Source organism: Cryobacterium sp. TMT1-3 (genome assembly GCF_004402315.1).
Lineage (GTDB): Bacteria > Actinomycetota > Actinomycetes > Actinomycetales > Microbacteriaceae > Cryobacterium > Cryobacterium luteum.
On the sequence record NZ_SOFW01000006.1, the window covers coordinates 345,620 to 358,432 of the forward strand.

The 12,813-nt window shown below is 63.8% G+C and carries 15 protein-coding genes and 1 tRNA gene; 1 reads left to right on the top strand and 15 read right to left on the bottom strand.

Annotated elements, in window-relative coordinates; translation table 11 throughout:
• Positions 1 to 10: 10 nt before the first annotated feature.
• On the bottom strand, positions 11 to 2,197 hold the full coding sequence (gene glgX, locus E3O25_RS02155) for a glycogen debranching protein GlgX (RefSeq protein WP_092110759.1): 2,187 nt from the start codon (positions 2,195 to 2,197) through the stop codon (positions 11 to 13).
• Positions 2,198 to 2,420: 223 nt separating this feature from the next.
• Here glgX and E3O25_RS02160 point away from each other — a divergent pair, with 223 nt between their 5' ends.
• Positions 2,421 to 2,819, top strand: a complete 399-nt coding sequence (locus tag E3O25_RS02160; RefSeq protein ID WP_092110761.1) for a hypothetical protein — start codon at positions 2,421 to 2,423, stop codon at positions 2,817 to 2,819.
• 37 nt (positions 2,820 to 2,856) lie between these two features.
• Here the strand turns inward: E3O25_RS02160 and E3O25_RS02165 are convergent, their stop codons facing one another.
• From E3O25_RS02165 to rplU, 14 genes are all read right to left on the bottom strand, one after another.
• On the bottom strand, positions 2,857 to 3,198 hold the full coding sequence (locus E3O25_RS02165) for a TIGR02611 family protein (RefSeq protein WP_092110763.1): 342 nt from the start codon (positions 3,196 to 3,198) through the stop codon (positions 2,857 to 2,859).
• 45 nt (positions 3,199 to 3,243) lie between these two features.
• Positions 3,244 to 3,645 carry a YchJ family protein gene (locus E3O25_RS02170; protein WP_092110765.1) on the bottom strand — a complete coding sequence of 134 codons (402 nt, stop codon included), beginning with the start codon at positions 3,643 to 3,645 and terminating at the stop codon, positions 3,244 to 3,246.
• Between the two features lie 43 nt (positions 3,646 to 3,688).
• Entirely contained in the window at positions 3,689 to 4,033 is a 345-nt protein-coding gene (locus E3O25_RS02175; protein WP_092110767.1) for an Lsr2 family protein, read from the bottom strand.
• Between the two features lie 287 nt (positions 4,034 to 4,320).
• Positions 4,321 to 4,396: transfer RNA gene (locus tag E3O25_RS02180), tRNA-Ala, on the bottom strand.
• 73 nt (positions 4,397 to 4,469) lie between these two features.
• Positions 4,470 to 4,883 (bottom strand): ribosome silencing factor, encoded by a 414-nt coding sequence (rsfS, locus tag E3O25_RS02185; protein WP_092110769.1) that lies wholly within the window; start codon positions 4,881 to 4,883, stop codon positions 4,470 to 4,472.
• 124 nt (positions 4,884 to 5,007) lie between these two features.
• Positions 5,008 to 6,087, bottom strand: a complete 1,080-nt coding sequence (locus E3O25_RS02190) for a hypothetical protein (protein WP_092110771.1) — start codon at positions 6,085 to 6,087, stop codon at positions 5,008 to 5,010.
• Positions 6,084 to 6,677 (bottom strand): nicotinate-nucleotide adenylyltransferase, encoded by a 594-nt coding sequence (nadD, locus tag E3O25_RS02195; RefSeq protein ID WP_092110773.1) that lies wholly within the window; start codon positions 6,675 to 6,677, stop codon positions 6,084 to 6,086. Before nadD ends, E3O25_RS02190 begins: the two co-directional genes overlap by 4 nt.
• A 15-nt stretch (positions 6,678 to 6,692) precedes the next feature.
• Entirely contained in the window at positions 6,693 to 6,908 is a 216-nt protein-coding gene (locus E3O25_RS02200; RefSeq protein WP_092110775.1) for a hypothetical protein, read from the bottom strand.
• A gap of 117 nt (positions 6,909 to 7,025) precedes the next feature.
• Positions 7,026 to 8,294 carry a glutamate-5-semialdehyde dehydrogenase gene (locus E3O25_RS02205; RefSeq protein ID WP_092110777.1) on the bottom strand — a complete coding sequence of 423 codons (1,269 nt, stop codon included), beginning with the start codon at positions 8,292 to 8,294 and terminating at the stop codon, positions 7,026 to 7,028.
• Between the two features lie 46 nt (positions 8,295 to 8,340).
• Positions 8,341 to 9,147, bottom strand: a complete 807-nt coding sequence (gene proB, locus E3O25_RS02210; protein WP_092110779.1) for a glutamate 5-kinase — start codon at positions 9,145 to 9,147, stop codon at positions 8,341 to 8,343.
• A 338-nt stretch (positions 9,148 to 9,485) separates the two neighbouring features.
• Positions 9,486 to 10,313, bottom strand: coding sequence for a glutamate 5-kinase (gene proB, locus E3O25_RS02215; RefSeq protein ID WP_134360329.1), 828 nt, complete (start codon positions 10,311 to 10,313; stop codon positions 9,486 to 9,488).
• Positions 10,310 to 12,022, bottom strand: a complete 1,713-nt coding sequence (obgE, locus tag E3O25_RS02220) for a GTPase ObgE (RefSeq protein WP_134360330.1) — start codon at positions 12,020 to 12,022, stop codon at positions 10,310 to 10,312. The genes proB (E3O25_RS02215) and obgE overlap by 4 nt, the downstream gene beginning before the upstream one ends.
• Before the next feature lie 153 nt (positions 12,023 to 12,175).
• The gene (gene rpmA / locus E3O25_RS02225) at positions 12,176 to 12,433 is read right to left on the bottom strand and encodes a 50S ribosomal protein L27 (protein ID WP_035836705.1); all 258 of its coding nucleotides are present in this window, start codon (positions 12,431 to 12,433) and stop codon (positions 12,176 to 12,178) included.
• An 18-nt stretch (positions 12,434 to 12,451) separates the two neighbouring features.
• Positions 12,452 to 12,760, bottom strand: coding sequence for a 50S ribosomal protein L21 (gene rplU, locus E3O25_RS02230; RefSeq protein WP_092110784.1), 309 nt, complete (start codon positions 12,758 to 12,760; stop codon positions 12,452 to 12,454).
• Between the last annotated feature and the right edge of the window lie 53 nt (positions 12,761 to 12,813).

Sequence of the window (12,813 nt, forward strand, 5' to 3'; positions counted from 1 at the left end):
CGGCCCGGCCTCAGCTGGGTCCGGGCAGGGTGATCAGGCCTGTGGCGTTGGCCAGTGAGGCCGCAACCGAGTGATCCGGCGCGACTTCGGGCTCGTGATAGGCGCGCAGCACCACGAGGGAGCGGCCAGCCACGGTCTGGATGGCTCCCGCCGGACGGGCGATCGCATCCGCTCCTTCACCGGCCGTGTCGACGACGATTTCCCAGGCCGGGGCGTATTCGTCGGGTGGCAGAGTGAACTCGACGTCGCCGGCATCAGCGTTGAACAACAGCAGAAAATTGACGTCGACGACGTCCTGACCCCTCACGTCACGCTCGCGGATGCCGTTGCCATTGAGGAACTTCGCGACCGCCTTGGCATGGTTCTGATCCCAGTCGTCGGACACCATCGGTTCACCATCGGTGTTGAGCCAGACGATGTCGGGCAACGATTCGTCAGCCAGCCGCTCCACCGGGCGCCCGTCGAAGAACCGGCTGCGTCGAAATGTCGGGTGCTCGCGGCGCAGGCGGGAAACAGCGGCCGTGAATTCGATCAGCGGCCCATCGGCGTCAGCCCAGTGCACCCAGGTCAGTTCGGAATCCTGCGCGTAGGTGTTGTTGTTGCCCAGCTGGGTGCGGCCCAACTCGTCGCCGTGCAGCAGCATCGGCACCCCCTGCGACAGGAGCAGGGTGGCGATGAAATTGCGTGCCTGTCGGGCGCGCAGTCCCCGAATCTCGGGATCATCCGTGGTCCCTTCCACGCCGGAATTCCACGACCGGTTGTGCGACTCACCGTCGTTGTTGTCTTCGCCGTTGGCATCGTTGTGTTTCTCGTTGTACGAGACGAGGTCGGCGATGGTGAAGCCGTCGTGGGCGGTGACAAAGTTGATCGAGGCCATCGGGCGGCGGCCGGAGTGTTCGTAGAGGTCGGCTGATCCGGCTACTCGGGAGGCGAATTCGCCGAGGGTAGACGGTTCGCCGCGCCAGAAGTCGCGCACGGTATCGCGGTACTTGCCGTTCCATTCCGACCACTGGGAGGGGAAATTGCCCACCTGGTAGCCTCCGGGGCCGACATCCCACGGCTCGGCGATGAGCTTGACCTGCGAAACGATCGGGTCTTGCTGTACGAGCTCGAAGAAGGTCGAGAGCTTGTCGACCTCGTATAGGTCGCGGGCCAGGGCGCTGGCCAGATCGAACCGAAAGCCGTCGACGTGCATCTCGAGCACCCAGTAGCGAAGCGAGTCCATGATGAGCTGAAGCACGTGCGGGTGCCGAACGTTGAGGGTGTTTCCGGTGCCCGTGTAGTCCATGTAGTAGCGCTTGTCGTCGTCCATCAGACGGTAGTAAGCCTCGTTGTCGATGCCCTTGAACGAGAGGGTCGGCCCCATATGGTTGCCCTCGGCGGTGTGGTTGTAGACCACGTCGAGGATGACCTCGATGCCCGCAGTGTGCAGGCTGCGCACCATGCCCTTGAATTCCTGCACCTGCTGGCCGAGGTCACCGGTGGAGGAATACGCGTTGTGTGGAGCGAAGAATCCGATTGTGTTGTAGCCCCAATAGTTGTTGAGGCCCTGCTCCACCAGGGCGCCGTCGTTGACGAACTGGTGCACCGGCATCAGTTCGATGGCGGTCACGCCCAGCTTTTGCAGGTGGTCGATGACGGATGGATGCGCCAGGCCCGCGTAGGTGCCCCGCTGCGACTCCGGCACGGAGTCCTGCAGTTTGGTCAGGCCCTTGACGTGAGCCTCGTAGATGAACGACTCGCTGTAGGGCGTGCGCAAGGACCGGTCACCGGTCCAGTCGAAGAACGGGTTGACGACCACGCCGAGCATCATGTGCGCGGCCGAGTCCTCATTGTTGGGCGAGTCGGGGTCGTCGAAGTCGTAGGAGAACAACGACGGGTCCCAGTCGATGGCACCGGTCGTCGCCTTGGCATAAGGATCAAGCAGTAGCTTGCTCGGGTTCAGCCGGTTACCGGCCGCCGGGTTGTAGTCGCCGTGTACCCGATAGCCGTAGCGCTGGCCCGGCTGCACGAGCGGCAGGTAACAGTGCCAGATATAAGCAGATGATTCGCGCACTTCGATGCGCGTCTCACCGCCGTTTTCGTCGATGAGACACAATTCGACGCGTTGGGCGGCTTCGCTGAACAGGGCGAAATTTGTTCCGCTCCCGTCGAAGGTTGCGCCGAGGGGATAGGCGGTTCCGGGCCAGGTTTCCATGAGACTCCTCGAAAAGAAGGTGGGACACGGTCAATGCACGAGCAGCGACACAGCACCGCGCTGCGGGTGACCGAATCGCGCTTGGAGAATACGCTACAGGCATCCGCTGACATATCCGGTCACCCGGGCCCCACCCCGCGAAAAAGGCCCGGCCCTGCAAGAATGCCCGGCCCTGCAAGAATGGAGTGGTGCCATCGGCGGCGCCACGAGGACGGGAGTCACCATGACAGAATCTGAGCTCATCGGCCACTGGGTCAAAGCGCGGGCGCACATCATCGCGTCTCAGGCAGCCCCGACCTTTCTCCTGACTGCCATCGTCGGCTTTCTCGCCCTCGGCCTCCCGACCGCCGACCTGAGCGTGCGCATTGCCGCGGCGGGTATTCTGCTGGCGTCGGGAATCTTCGGTGCACTCGCGCAGATTTCCGCCGCGAATGAGGGGCTTGCCGTCATCGCCGACCTGCGCGCCCTGGAAACACCCGGCTCGCTCGCCCGATGCGTCGTGGCCATGGCTCGGTGGGTGAATGTCGTGCGCTACGTCACTCCGGCGATCTTCGTCATCGTTTACGTGGCCTTGCTGGCATCGCTCTTCTTCAGCGCCCCGGCTCTGCACTTCGGTCGCTGACGGCCCGGCTCTCTCGGCGGTACCTCACCCGGGGGCATCAGGCGGAGCTCGACACCCGGCGCTCGCGGCGAGCTCGCCACCACGCCCACGCCCGCGTCACGATGCGTTTGAAGAATTCGCCCACCCGACGGGCCGCGGCGAACTCCGTTCCAAGTACGGCGAGGCCTAGAAAGACGATGAGCCAGCCGGGACCCGGCAGGGGAATGAGCACGACGCCGATCACGATGATGATCGTGCCGAGCAGCCCAACGCCAAGGCGATAAGCGAACAGCAGGTAGGGGTGCCCGTCTACCCAGGCACGCGTGCGACGCAGAACACGACGCACCGGATGCCGCGGATCGCTTCCGCTGGCCATATCCCGGGACAGATGCTCAGACATGCACCCCAATCTAAGCCCGCTTTCTGGGAGGTCACCTCCAAGGAACTAAACGGCCGAACTATCCGGCAAGGAATCAAGGTAATACCACCGGTGGTCAGTTTTGCGAAAGCGGCTGACTTCGTGTTGCTGTGCTGCAATTCCGTTCTCCCGGTAATGAGCGATGAATTCCACGACTCCTGCGTTATCGAGCAGACCGCCGCGTTCGGTGCGCACGATATCGAGCCGCCGCCACGATATCGCCGCATCCAATTCGAGTCGCTCCGGTCTGGTGAGCGGATGCCACGATTTCAGCAGATACTGTACGTCACCGTAGGCAAAGGCGCTATACCGCGAACGCATAAGCCACTCGGCTGTGGGCGATTGGGCTGCATCGATATGAAAACGTGCGCAGCACACCGAATAGGTGTCCCCGCTCAGGCAGGGACACCGTTCATCCTGGTGATTCATGGCCGGTGAAGCTGAGCTCAGGAAGGCTGGAGCCTGCGGGCCTCTACTTGGCCTGAGCGTTTGCGTAGGCCTCGCGTACGGTTCCCGCAATGCGCCCGCGATCGGACACCTGAACGTCGTTGGCGGCCGCCCAGGCCCGGATGGCCTGCAGCTCGGCGCGGTCGGAACCGGCCGAACCGGCAGCGCGCGGCTTGGCGGGAACATAACCCACGCGCCGCGATACGTTGATATACGGTTTCACGGCCGCGCGAAATTCAGCGAGGTTTTCTGCGGACAGATCAATCTCATAGGAGTCTCCGTCAAACGTGTACGAAACGGTAGCTCCGGAGCCATTCTCGATAACGGTGCCGTCAAGGTCATCCAGCAGTTGAACCGTGGTCTTCTTCATTCTGAAATTCTCCAATGGGGTGTCGAATACATTCGGGATGGATACATTCGCATGTGGCATTAGCCACTAACGAATTATCGCTGGCCATACCGCTTTTGCGATACCCGCCACGCGATATTTCTTTTTGCCTCCACCTTTCCGGCACCGCCCACAGGTCGGCTCTGCTTCCTGCGCGGTTTCCCGAACGTTCCGCAGCATCCGCTCCGAAAAAATATCGGAAAGAATATTTAGCACAGCGTCGCAGGCACAAAAAAATAACCCCGACATTGTCGGGGCTACTTCTTCTTTGGTGGATCCGAGGGGATTCGAACCCCTGACCCCCTGCATGCCATGCAGGTGCGCTACCAGCTGCGCCACGGACCCAGATTGCTGTTCCGAATCTCTCCGAAACAACTTTGTTAGCTTACAACACAGAATGTGATCTGCGAAACCAAAGCTACTCCGCGACCTCATCGGAGACCGCGTCGGCCGCGTTTTCTGCCGCCACCTTCGACGGGATACCGGTCGGGATAACCGGGCAGTCTTTCCAAAGGCGCTCGAGGGAGTAGTACTGACGCTCCTCCTCGTGGAAGACGTGAACAACCAGGTCGCCGAAGTCCACGAGCACCCAGCGGCCGGCAGCGCGCCCTTCGCGGCGCAGCGGCTTATGGCCGGCCTCGATGAGCTTGTCTTCGATCTCACCGGCGATGGCGACGACGTTGCGCTCGGAGCGCCCCGTGACGATGAAGAAGATGTCGGCCAGGGGAAGCGGGTTCGAGACGTCGAGGGCAACCAGGTCTTCTCCTCCCTTCGAGTCGGCGGCGGCGACAGCGATGGAGAGCAGCTCGAGTGCGTGAGGTGAAGTGGTCATGAATGAATCCTTGAGATTGTGCCCCGGGGCGTGAATGCGCTCGCGGCGATGATAAGGGGAAACAACGACGGCGAGCCACATAGGCTCGCGAAGCAGAAATGGGTGGGGCGGGTACCGGAGGCCACTAGTAAGCGCCCGAGAGATAGCCGATGACGAACAGCGCCAGTACGCCGACCGCCAGAACAGCCGTTGCGATGACCGAGATCATGGGAAGCGACGCGCGCTGTTTCTTCGGCGGGGTCAACATGCCCCGTGTGGAAGCGTGGGTGCTAACCGCACGACTTGCGCTGACCGGAGCCGAATCCCCACCCAGCTGATCGGCGTCGAGCTGGTCCATCATGTGGTCCATCTCCGACGAATCAAACAGGTTCGGGTGAGCACCGGTCGAACCAAGACTGCGCGGCAGATCGAACGACCCGGTGATCATGATCTCACCGGTGTTGGAGATTGGGCTTGCACTGCTGGGCTGGTGGGGTATGGATGGCAGAATCAGCGCATTCGTGGTGGTGGGAATGCCACCGGCCCCGATTCCGCGGTTGATCAGTTCGTCGAGCGACTGGTCGGGCTGCGACAGATCGACCCGCGGTGTATCCGCGTCGACGGACCAGTGCCCGATGGGCGGTGTCCAGGCGGAAGTCGCACTGGACCGCTCCTCGTGCGGCCGGATCGGTTCGGGCACGACCGGTTCGGGCACGATCGGTTCGGGCTCGATCGGTTCAGCCGCGATCGGTTCGGCATACATCTGTTCGGGTTCAACGAGCGGAGCAGCGGTGGACTGGGTCGGCTCGGGCTCGATCAGCTCCGCCTCGACCAGCTCGGAATCTGAGGGTGCAGCTGCGGCCGGGGCAGCGTCGGGCTTTGCCAGTTCTTCCCGCGCGTGCAGGGCGCGCAGTTCCCGGCGGCTCAGGATGTGCGGCGCCGAACTCACCGCGGTGGGCTCGTTCGGGTGTGCTGGCTCTGTGGCCTCGATCGACGGCGACTCAGCCTCGGCGTCCGACTCGGAAATGGAATGGTGCCGACTCGAACGTCGTGATGACGCCGAGGTTGATGCAGCGAAGGATGCCGGGCGAAGCGCGGCCGGAGCCAGCACCGGAACGTCCAGCGTGGGAATGGCCTCGTTGACGAGGACACCGTCGTCACCCTGGCTGCGGGCACGCTCACGCGCCTGACGTCGGCTGAGCGGCTGAGGGTCTCCCAACGTCATGCCACACTCCGATACAGATGATGCTTTGAGATGTACTGGACGACCCCGTCGGGAACCAGATACCAGACCGGGAATCCCCGATTGACCCGTGCCCGGCAGTCAGTGGACGAAATAGCCAGTGCCGGAACTTCCAATAAGCTTACGTCCTGGTTCGGCAAACCCGAAACGCTCAGCTCATGGCCCGGACGACTCACAGCGACGAAGTGCGCCAGCTGCCAGAGCTCGCGCACATCTTTCCAGCCGAGAATCTGGGTGATCGCATCCGCTCCGGTAATGAAGAACAGCTCCGCGCCGGGCCGTTCCTCGTGCAGGTCGCGCAGCGTGTCAATGGTGTACGTCGGCCCCACACGGTCGATATCGACTCGACTCACGGTGAACCGCGGATTGGACGCGGTTGCGATCACGGTCATCAGGTACCGATGTTCGCCGCGGGTCACCCCGCTCTTCTGCCAGGGCTGGCCGGTCGGCACGAAAATGACCTCGTCGAGGTCAAAACTCTGCGCGACCTCACTGGCAGCAACGAGGTGCCCATGGTGAATGGGGTCGAACGTTCCGCCCATTACGCCGATGCGCGGCCGTCGAACTGTCACGGTAAGACCAGGCTTCTAGTGGCCACCGGAAGTGGACGTACCGCTGTGTCCGCCGTGCGCTGCGGCGTAGGCGTCAGCCTTGCCGCTGTGGCGGTTGGCGACCTCGCGAAAGCTCCACAGCACAACGCCGAGGGCCAGAAACAGCACGGCGGCGACCATCGGGTAGACGATGAGCGGCAACGGGAGGGCGATGTGCTCGACCTCGGTCAGCACGGCACTCAGAAAATACATCGGTTCTCCATTCACGGGCCACGGGGTCAGGCGCGGCTTGAGGCGGCTGCGACGGGTCGCGGGCCTGACGGCTCACGCCGTCGCCCTATTCTAGCCGGACCCCGGCGTCGTCCGAACTCAGGCACGCACCTGTCCCGTGCCGCGCACGATCCATTTTGTGCTGGTCAGCTCGGGCAAACCCATGGGCCCTCTGGCATGCAGCTTCTGGGTGGAAATGCCCACCTCGGCGCCGAAGCCGAATTCGCCGCCGTCGGTGAACCGGGTCGAGGTATTGACCATGACCGCCGCCGAATCGACCTCGTTCAGGAATCGCTCGGCGTTCTGCAGATCGTTGGTGATGATCGACTCGGTGTGCCCGGTGGAATAGCGACGAATGTGCTCGATGGCCTCGTCGAGCGAATCCACGATCGCCACCGAGATGTCCAGGCTCATGTGTTCCGTGCCCCAGTCGTCATCGGTTGCCGGGACCGCGGCGGGATAGAGGGCGCGCGCGCGAGCATCCGCGTGAATGGTGACACCGGATGCCGCGAGCTTGGCCAGCACATCGGGAAGCAGTCGTTCGGCCGCGCTGCGGTGCACGAGCAGAGTTTCCAGGGCGTTGCAGACGCTCGGCCGGTGAGTCTTGGAGTTGTGCACGATGTCGATCGCCCACTGCTTTGTCGCCGACTCGTCGAGGAACACGTGCACGACGCCCGCACCGGTCTCGATGACCGGCACCTGGGACTCAGTCACCACGGTCTGGATGAGGTTCGCACTTCCCCGCGGTATGAGCACGTCGACGTAGCCGCGCGCTTTCATGAGCTCAGTGGCTCCGGCACGGCCGAAGGGATCGATAGTCTGCACCGAGTCGGGGTTGAGCCCGGCCGCGGTGAGGGCCGCCTGCACGAGATCAACGAGCACTCGGTTGCTGTTCTCCGCGGCTGAGCCGCCGCGGAGCACAACGGCATTGCCGCTCTTCAGCGCGAGGGCGGCGAGGTCCACGGTGACGTTGGGGCGAGCCTCATAGATGACGCCGATGACGCCGAAGGGAACACGCACCTGGCTGATCTTGATGCCGTTGGGCAGGCTGCTGCCGCGCACGACCTGACCGACCGGGTCGGTCAGCAGGGCGATCTGTTCGACGGAGTCGGCGAGGGCGGCGATGCGCGGCGCGTCGAGCTTGAGACGGTCGAGCAGGCCGGCGGTGAGACCGTTGGTGGCCCCGGCTGCGAGATCGGCCTGGTTAGCCGTGACGATCTGGTCGACGTGGTCGCGCAGCGACTGAGCGACCAGTTTGAGTGCTGCGTTTTTCACCTGTGTCGGTGCGGAAGCGAGCGACAGCGAGGCGGTGCGGGCGGCCTCGAGGGTGGGCGTGAGCTGGGCGACATCGTTCAATGACTGCAACATGCCCTCCAGTTTACCGGAGGGCATGGGCAGGGACTATTTCGGCCGGCTAAGGCAGACGGAGGGCTGACGGTGCGGCCGATGGTTCGAACCAGGTTCCGACCGGTTCTCCGCGCAGTGCCTCGGCCACCAGCCCGGTCGCGGTGACGAGCACGGCGGTACCGGCCTGAGCGGCGATCCGGGCGGCCGAAATCTTGGTGCTGGCTCCCCCGGTGCCAACACCGTTGACCTTGGTCGCGCCGAATTCCATACCGACGAGCGGATCACCGGAGGCGACGTGGCTGATGCGCTCGGCGCCGGGCAGGTGCGGCGGGCAGGTGTAGAGGGCATCGACGTCGCTGAGCAGCACGAGCAGGTCGGCACCGATCAGGATGGCGACGAGGGCGGCAAGCCGGTCGTTGTCGCCGAATCGGATCTCGTGCGTCGCCACCGTGTCGTTCTCGTTCACGATCGGCAGGATCCGCAGCGCCATCAAGCGTTCCATCGCCCGCTGGGCGTTTCCGCGGTGGGTGGCATTGTCGAGATCGCTCGCCGTGAGCAGCACCTGTCCGGCGACGATGTCGTACCGGTCAAGGCTGTCCTGGTACCGAAAGATCAGCAGATTCTGGCCAACGGATGCCGCTGCCTGCTGGGTGGCCAGGTCGGTCGGCCGTTCCTGCAGTTGCAGGTACGGCATGCCGATCGCAATCGCGCCCGATGACACCAGAATGACTTCGGTGCCGCGGCTGTGCGCTTCGGCGAGGGCGTCGACGAGCGGTGCGATCTGCCCGGCATTCTCACCGCTGATCGAGGAGGAACCGACCTTGACGACAATGCGTGCCGCCGAACGAACGGCGTGCTGCGACTGGGCCCTCATCGGCGGAGGCTGGTTCGGCCGACGATACTCACGCTGAAACCATTGACGACGCGCAACCCCACAAGCAACTGGCCCTCCGGCAAGAATTCTGGACGCGTAGTGCGACCATCGGCAGTTTAGCGCAGCCGACCCGCACGCCTGATCAGAGCAGCGCGCGACTCTCGGCGCTGGCCGTCGGCTCAAACCAGGTGCCAACATGATCGCCGCTGCAGTAATTAGAGCAGTGCGCGCCGGTCTTCGCTGGCCGTCGGCTCAAACCAGGTGCCAACATGATCGCCGCTGCAGTAATTAGAGCAGTGCGCGCCGCTCTTCGCTGGCCGTCGGCTCAAACCAGGTGCCTACATTATCGCCGCGAAGAGCGGCAGCGGCCAGTTCGGTTGAGGTGACCAGAACGGCGGTGCCGGCCTNCCTACATTATCGCCGCGAAGAGCGGCAGCGGCCAGTTCGGTTGAGGTGACCAGAACGGCGGTGCCGGCCTTGGTGGCGAGGCGAGCAGCGACGACCTTGGTGCTCGCTCCCCCGGTTCCGACGCCGGTTGCTCCGCTGGAGCTGAATTCGAAGCCATCGAGCGGGTCGTCGGCGGCAATGAAATCGAGTTTCTCCGCCCCCGGCAGGTGCGGCGGCTTGGTGTAGAGCGCGTCGACGTCGCTGAGCATGATCAGCAGGTCAGCGTGGATGAGGGTCGCGACGAGCGCCGCGAGGCGGTCGTTGCTGCCGAACCGCAAACCGTAGACGGCCACGGTGTCGTTCTCGTTGACGACGGGCAAAATACGCAGGTCGAGCAGGCGTTCCAGCGCACGACGGGTGTTGCTGCGGTGCGGTTCTTTGAGGGCGTCGCCCTCGGTGAGCAGCACGGTGCCGGCCGCGATGCCGTAGCGGTCGAGGCTTTCCTGGTAGCGAAAGATCAGCACGTTCTGCCCGACGGCGGCCGCCGCCTGCTGGGTGGCAACGTCGCTGGGTCGCTCCTCCAGGTTGAGGAAGGGCATACCGGTGGCGACGGCGCCCGACGAAATCAGCACGACCTCGGTGCCGCGACCGTAGGCCTCGGCCAGGGCGTCAACGAGGGGGGTGATCTGGTCGGAATTCTCGCCGCTGATCGAGGAGGACCCGACCTTCACAACGACACGTTTCGCGCCCGCTACGTTGTCTCTGGCTAAGCCACTCACTTCTGAACTTCTTTCGTTGTGTCGCCGCCAACTTCGGTTTCGGTATCGGTTTCGAGTTCGGCGTCGGCTTCTGCTCCGGTGTCGGTCGGCGCGGTGTCGGTCGGCGCGGTGTCGGTCGGCGCGGTGTCGGTCGGCGCGGTGTCGGCGACTCCCCCATCGGCGGTCAGCTCCACATCGGCAAGACGCACATCTTCGTTGTATTCCTCTTCGCCGGTCTGCCACATGCCCGCTTCGCGCTCACGAATGAGTTCGGCTCGGGCCGACGACTTGGCGTCCATCCGGCCAAAGTACTCTTCGCGACGTTCGTTGCTGGTGCGGCGCTTGGGCTCGTCGAGGCGAGCGTCGGTGCCGCGGGGAGCGGTGATGAGCTCGGCGGTCGACGTGAGAGTGGGCTCCCAGTCGAACACGACACCGTGGCCCGGGCCGATGATGACGGTCGAACCCGCGACGGCACCGGATTTGTACAGCTCGTTCTCGATACCGAGCTTGGCGAGTCGGTCCGCGAGGAAGCCGACGGCCTCGTCGTTGGTGAAGTCGGTCTGCTGAATCCAGCGCTCCGGCTTCGTGCCCAGAATGCGGTAAATGTTGCCGAAGGTGCCACCCTCGACCTTGATGACGAAGCCACCCTCGTCGACGGCCTTGGGACGGATGATGATGCGCGGCTTCTTCGCTTCGGCTGCGGCAGCCTCGGCGCGGCCCTGCTCAACGACCTCGGCGAGGGCGTAGTTGAGTTGCTTGAGCCCTTCGTGGGTGACGCTGGAGATCTCGAACACGCGGTACCCGCGGGCTTCGAGGTCGGCCTTGACGAAAGCGGCCAGTTCGCGGCCTTCGGGAACATCGATCTTGTTCAGGGCGATGAGCTGGGAGCGCTGCAGCAGCGGCTTCTGGCCCTCGGGTACCGGGTAGGCGTCGAGTTCACCGAGAATGACGTCGAGGTCACTGATCGGGTCGCGGCCGGGCTCGAGCGTGGCGCAGTCCAGAACGTGCAGCAGGGCCGTGCAGCGTTCCACATGTCGCAAAAATTCAAGGCCGAGGCCTTTACCCTCGCTCGCGCCCTCGATCAGGCCGGGCACGTCGGCGATAGTGTAGCGCGACTCACCCGACTCGACAACGCCGAGGTTGGGGTGCAGGGTGGTGAAGGGGTAGTCGGCGATCTTAGGCCGAGCGGCGCTCATTGCGGCGATCAGGCTCGACTTGCCGGCGGACGGGTACCCGACGAGAGCAACGTCCGCGACGGTCTTGAGTTCGAGGTAGACGTCGCCTTCCCAGCCGAGCGTGCCGAGCAGGGCGAAGCCGGGAGCCTTGCGCTTGGTCGAGGCGAGGGCGGCGTTGCCGAGCCCGCCCTGGCCACCGGGCGCGACGATGAGGCGCAGCCCGGGTTCGTTCATGTCGAGGAGCTGGTTGCCCTCCACGTCCTTGACCACGGTGCCGATGGGAACCATGAGTTCACGCATCTCACCGTTGTGGCCGTTGCGGTGATCGCCCATTCCGGGGCCGCCATTGTCGGAGCTGCGGTGTGGCGAACGGTGGTAGCCGAGCAGGGTGGTCGTGCTCGGGTCGGCGACGAGAACCAGGTCTCCGCCGCCGCCGCCGTTACCACCGTCGGGGCCGGCGAGGGGTTTGAACTTCTCACGTTTGACCGAAACGCATCCGTTTCCTCCATTGCCCGCTCGTAAATGCAGCGTCACGTGGTCAACGAATGTGGCCATGGAGTGCCCCTTTCAGGTGGCGCAAGAAATGCTTCAAAACAGAGGTGCTATGAAACGAATGCGGTGAAACTACAAGATCGTGCAGAAAATCGTTCGACGGACAAACACGTCAGGGCGGACCGAAGCCCGCCCTGACGATCAAATTATGCGAACCTACTCGGCCGCCACCACGATGTTGATGACCTTGCGGCCACCCTTGGCACCGAACTGCACGGAGCCGGCTTCGAGGGCGAAGAGCGTGTCGTCGCCGCCACGGCCAACGTTGACGCCGGGGTGGAAGTGCGTGCCGCGCTGACGAACGATGATCTCGCCCGCGCCGACAACCTGACCGCCGAAGCGCTTTACGCCGAGACGCTGGGCGTTCGAGTCACGACCGTTGCGAGTGGAACTCGCACCTTTTTTATGTGCCATCTGTCTATCTCCTCAGGCCTAGATAATGCCGGTAACCTGAACGCGAGTGAGCTCCTGACGGTGCCCCTGACGCTTCTTGTACCCGGTCTTGTTCTTGAACTTCTGGATGACGATCTTCGGGCCGCGAAGGTTGTTCAAAACCTCGGCGGTGACCTTGATCTTGGCCAGCGACGTAGAGTCAGAGGTGATCTTGTCGCCGTCGACGAGAAGCACGGCGGCCAGCTCGACGTTGCCGTCCTTGTCAGCCTTGATGCGGTCCATCGTCACGATGGTACCGACCTCTACCTTCTCCTGCCGCCCTCCGGCGCGCACAACTGCGTAAACCACTTTACGTACCAATCTCTGGGGAGCCCGAGGATTTCCGATTCTGGAATCTCACT

Coding starts and splice junctions, on each gene's coding strand:
- proB (WP_092110779.1), bottom strand. CDS start 9,147: ATGAGGGCCCAGTCGCAGCACGCCGTTCGTTCGGCGGCACGCATTGTC.
- rpmA (WP_035836705.1), bottom strand. CDS start 12,433: ATGGCACATAAAAAAGGTGCGAGTTCCACTCGCAACGGTCGTGACTCG.
- E3O25_RS02170 (WP_092110765.1), bottom strand. CDS start 3,645: ATGAATCACCAGGATGAACGGTGTCCCTGCCTGAGCGGGGACACCTAT.
- glgX (WP_092110759.1), bottom strand. CDS start 2,197: ATGGAAACCTGGCCCGGAACCGCCTATCCCCTCGGCGCAACCTTCGAC.
- E3O25_RS02205 (WP_092110777.1), bottom strand. CDS start 8,294: ATGTTGCAGTCATTGAACGATGTCGCCCAGCTCACGCCCACCCTCGAG.
- E3O25_RS02200 (WP_092110775.1), bottom strand. CDS start 6,908: ATGTATTTTCTGAGTGCCGTGCTGACCGAGGTCGAGCACATCGCCCTC.
- E3O25_RS02175 (WP_092110767.1), bottom strand. CDS start 4,033: ATGAAGAAGACCACGGTTCAACTGCTGGATGACCTTGACGGCACCGTT.
- E3O25_RS02165 (WP_092110763.1), bottom strand. CDS start 3,198: ATGTCTGAGCATCTGTCCCGGGATATGGCCAGCGGAAGCGATCCGCGG.
- E3O25_RS02190 (WP_092110771.1), bottom strand. CDS start 6,087: ATGACGTTGGGAGACCCTCAGCCGCTCAGCCGACGTCAGGCGCGTGAG.
- rsfS (WP_092110769.1), bottom strand. CDS start 4,883: ATGACCACTTCACCTCACGCACTCGAGCTGCTCTCCATCGCTGTCGCC.
- obgE (WP_134360330.1), bottom strand. CDS start 12,022: ATGGCCACATTCGTTGACCACGTGACGCTGCATTTACGAGCGGGCAAT.
- E3O25_RS02160 (WP_092110761.1), top strand. CDS start 2,421: ATGACAGAATCTGAGCTCATCGGCCACTGGGTCAAAGCGCGGGCGCAC.